Consider the following 2,758-nt stretch of genomic DNA (forward strand, 5'->3'; position numbering starts at 1 on the left):
CTCCAACTCCTCGCTCGGTCGCGGCCTCCTCGCGGTGCTCGGCCGGGCCGACCTCGACGACGCCGCCTGGGAGGAGCTCGAGGACACGCTCCTTGCCGCCGACGTGGGTGTCGGTCCGACGACCGAGCTCGTCGACCGGCTCCGCACGCGGGTGCGCGTCGAGGGCATCACCGACCCCGAGGCCGCGCGCCGGGCGTTGCGCGAGGAGCTCGTCGCGCTCGTCGACCCGACCCTCGACCGCTCGCTCGCGCTGCAGGGCCCTGAGGGCACGCCCGGCGTCGTGCTCGTCGTGGGCGTCAACGGCACCGGCAAGACCACGACGGTCGGCCGGCTCGCCCGCGTGCTCGTCGCCGAGGACCGCACCGTCGTGCTCGGCGCGGCCGACACGTTCCGCGCCGCCGCGGCCGACCAGCTCAGCACGTGGGGCCAGCGCGTCGGCGTCGACGTCGTGCGCGGTCCCGAGGGCGGCGACCCCGCCAGCGTCGGCTTCGACACCGTCAAGCAGGGCCTCGAGACCGGTGCCGACGTCGTCGTCATCGACACGGCCGGTCGCCTGCACACGAAGGCGGGCCTGATGGACGAGCTGGGCAAGGTCAAGCGCGTGGCCGAGAAGCAGGCACCCGTCACCGAGGTGCTGCTCGTCATCGACGCGACCACCGGCCAGAACGGCCTGCGCCAGGCCCAGGTGTTCGGCGAGGTCGTCAAGGTCACCGGCGTGGTGCTCACCAAGCTCGACGGCACGGCCAAGGGCGGCATCGTCGTCGCCGTCCAGCGCGAGCTCGGCGTCCCGGTCAAGTACGTCGGTCTCGGCGAAGGGGCCGACGACCTCGCGCCGTTCGACGCCGAGGAGTTCGTCGACGCGCTGCTGGCGTGAGGACGTAACACGCCCGTAACGCAGGAGCCGAACTCGTGACCTGAGCGAAACGCGACGCTGCCGCAGAGGTAATCCCCGACGTCCATCGTGTGACGTGGCGCTGCCGGGAGGCGCGCCGTCCCATCACGTCTCACGGAGGTTCCATGGATACCGGCGACACCGCCTGGGTCTTGGCCAGCGCCGCACTGGTGCTGCTCATGACGCCCGGGCTCGCGTTCTTCTACGGGGGCATGACGCGCGCGAAGAGCGTGCTCAACATGATGATGATGAGCTTCGCCGCGCTGGCCATCGTGCCGGTGCTGTGGGTGCTCTACGGCTACTCGTTCGCGTTCAGCCCCGGCGGCAACAGCCTCATCGGCGGCACCGAGCGGCTCGGGTTCCTCAACATCGGCGTCGACACCGCCTACGGCACGATCCCCGAGTTCGTGTTCGCCGGGTTCCAGCTGATGTTCGCCATCATCACCGTCGCCCTCATCAGTGGCGCGATCGCCGACCGTGCGAAGTTCTCCGGCTGGCTCGTCTTCGTGGTCGTGTGGGTCACCGTCGTCTACTTCCCCGTCGCGCACTGGGTCTTCGACTTCGGCGGCAGTGACGGGGAGGGGGGCGGCTGGATCGCCACCAAGCTCGAGGCCGTCGACTTCGCGGGCGGCACCGCGGTGCACATCAACGCCGGTGCGGCCGGTCTCGCACTCGCCCTCGTGCTCGGCAAGCGCACCGGCTGGAAGCGCGACCCGATGCGTCCGCACAACCTGCCGTTCGTGCTGCTGGGCGCCGGCCTCCTCTGGTTCGGCTGGTTCGGCTTCAACGCCGGCTCGGCGCTCGGCGCGAACGGCCTGGCCGGTCTCGCCTTCGTCAACACCGCGGTGGCCACCGCCGGCGCGATCGTCGGCTGGCTCGCCTACGAGTTCGTCAAGGAGAAGAAGGGCACCAGCCTCGGCGCCGCGTCGGGTGCCGTCGCCGGCCTCGTCGCCATCACGCCCGCCGCCGGTGCGCTGTCGCCGTTCGGGTCGGTCATCCTGGGCCTGGTCGCCGGTGTCGTGTGCGCCGCAGCGGTCGGCCTCAAGTGGAAGCTCGGCTTCGACGACTCGCTCGACGTCGTCGGCGTGCACCTCGTGGGCGGGCTCATCGGCACCGTCCTCATCGGCTTCCTCGCCACGACGGCGCCCGGTGGCGGTGCGCCCGTCGACGGACTCTTCTACGGTGGCAACGCCGAGCTGCTCGGCAAGCAGGTGCTGGCCGCCGTCGTCGTCATGGTCTTCTCGTTCGTGCTCACGTACATCATCGGTAAGTTGATCGACATGACGATCGGCTTCCGGATCGACCCGGAGGACGAGGTCTCCGGCATCGACCAGGTCGAGCACCTCGAGTCCGCGTACGACTACACCGGCGGTTCCGGTGGTTCGCCCTTCAAGACGGGAGTCTGATGATGAAGCTCGTGACCGCGGTCATCAAGCCGCACAAGTGGGAAGAGGTCCGCGAGGCCCTCGCGTCCGCCGGCGTCGCCGGCATGACCGTCACCGAGGCCAGCGGCTACGGCCAGCAGAAGGGCCACACGGAGGTCTACCGCGGGGCTGAGTACGACGTCACCCTCGTGCCGAAGATCCGCCTGGAGGTCGTCGTCGACGCCGCCGACGTCGAGACGGTCGTCAGCACCATCACGGCAGCCGCCCAGACCGGCAAGATCGGCGACGGCAAGGTGTGGGTCGTCCCCGTCGACTCGGTGGTGCGCGTGCGCACCGGCGAGACCGACGAGGCCGCCCTCTGACCTCTCGCCCGGCCCCGCCGCAGCCCACGACCGCACCGGTCGTGGGCTGCGGTGCGTCCCGGGTGGTCGGGTGCGGCAGGCTGGTGCCGTGAGCCACCCGCCGAGCACCGCCTCCGACC

Annotated in this window: 3 protein-coding genes; all 3 read left to right on the plus strand. The window is 70.8% G+C overall.

Features of this window, described 5'->3' with window-relative positions; genetic code table 11:
- The coding region (ftsY, locus tag A6Q79_RS11350; RefSeq protein WP_317698305.1) for a signal recognition particle-docking protein FtsY at nucleotides 1–874 on the plus strand (874 nt) is incomplete at its 5' end.
- 143 nt (nucleotides 875–1,017) lie between these two features.
- Nucleotides 1,018–2,298: an ammonium transporter gene (locus A6Q79_RS11355; protein ID WP_286690471.1), complete on the plus strand. Its 1,281-nt coding sequence runs from the start codon at nucleotides 1,018–1,020 to the stop codon at nucleotides 2,296–2,298.
- A 2-nt stretch (nucleotides 2,299–2,300) separates the two neighbouring features.
- Entirely contained in the window at nucleotides 2,301–2,639 is a 339-nt protein-coding gene (locus A6Q79_RS11360; protein WP_067856575.1) for a P-II family nitrogen regulator, read from the plus strand.
- The last annotated feature ends 119 nt before the right edge of the window (nucleotides 2,640–2,758 follow it).

This window comes from Aeromicrobium sp. REDSEA-S32_B7, from assembly GCF_001626145.1.
Lineage (GTDB): Bacteria > Actinomycetota > Actinomycetes > Propionibacteriales > Nocardioidaceae > Aeromicrobium > Aeromicrobium erythreum.

Bases quoted from the DNA above. Each gene is read 5' to 3' on its own strand.
- A6Q79_RS11355 (WP_286690471.1), top strand. From the start codon at position 1,018: ATGGATACCGGCGACACCGCCTGGGTCTTGGCCAGCGCCGCACTGGTG.
- A6Q79_RS11360 (WP_067856575.1), top strand. From the start codon at position 2,301: ATGAAGCTCGTGACCGCGGTCATCAAGCCGCACAAGTGGGAAGAGGTC.